This is a genomic window from Chromohalobacter beijerinckii (genome assembly GCF_023061185.1).
Classification (GTDB): Bacteria; Pseudomonadota; Gammaproteobacteria; order Pseudomonadales; family Halomonadaceae; genus Chromohalobacter; species Chromohalobacter beijerinckii.
In genome coordinates, this window is record NZ_JAKGAK010000060.1 from 1 (window position 1) to 547 (window position 547).

General features: G+C 55.9%; 1 pseudogene. It reads right to left on the reverse strand.

Annotation, left to right across the window (positions count from 1 at the left end):
* Window positions 1-21: 21 nt before the first annotated feature.
* Window positions 22-413, reverse strand: a pseudogene (locus L1075_RS15680) (helix-turn-helix domain-containing protein); the annotation flags it as partial.
* Between the last annotated feature and the right edge of the window lie 134 nt (window positions 414-547).

The following is a 547-nucleotide window of genomic DNA, read 5'->3' on the forward strand; positions in this document are numbered from 1 at the left end:
CGCTTGAAGCTGAGCCTATTTTTTTTTCAGCGCCCTGCGGAGCGTCACCATGCTGATGTTTTTTCCGGTCTCTTCCTGAAAGCGGGCATGCAAGGAGCGGAGCTGGTGGGGCTGTTCGGCGACAAGTTCCTGCAGCCTATGGTGGTCGTCGTCATCCAAGGCCGGTGTGCGGCCACTGCGCGGCTTGTCGATCAGCCCATCAAGCCTGCTACCTCCCACTGTTTGAGCCATCGAGATACGGCATCGCGGCGGACCTGCAATATCTCACAGATCTGAGCGATGGTATGACCTTGATCGCTCAGCAAGATGGCATGCGCACGTCGACGTAGGGCGCGCTTCTCACCATGGTGATAGGCGGAGGACAGCGTCTGCTGCTCAGACTCAGTGAGAGGTGCAACGAAGCGCCTTGCCATGGTTCCGTCCGTGTCAGTTATCCTACATACATTATGCACGAAAACTTTCGGTTAGGCACTTACTCAGTGGCAAGCCTTTCCCGCGATACTCACGTATCGCGGGTCTGAGTTACCCAAAGCCATCGTTACAATGA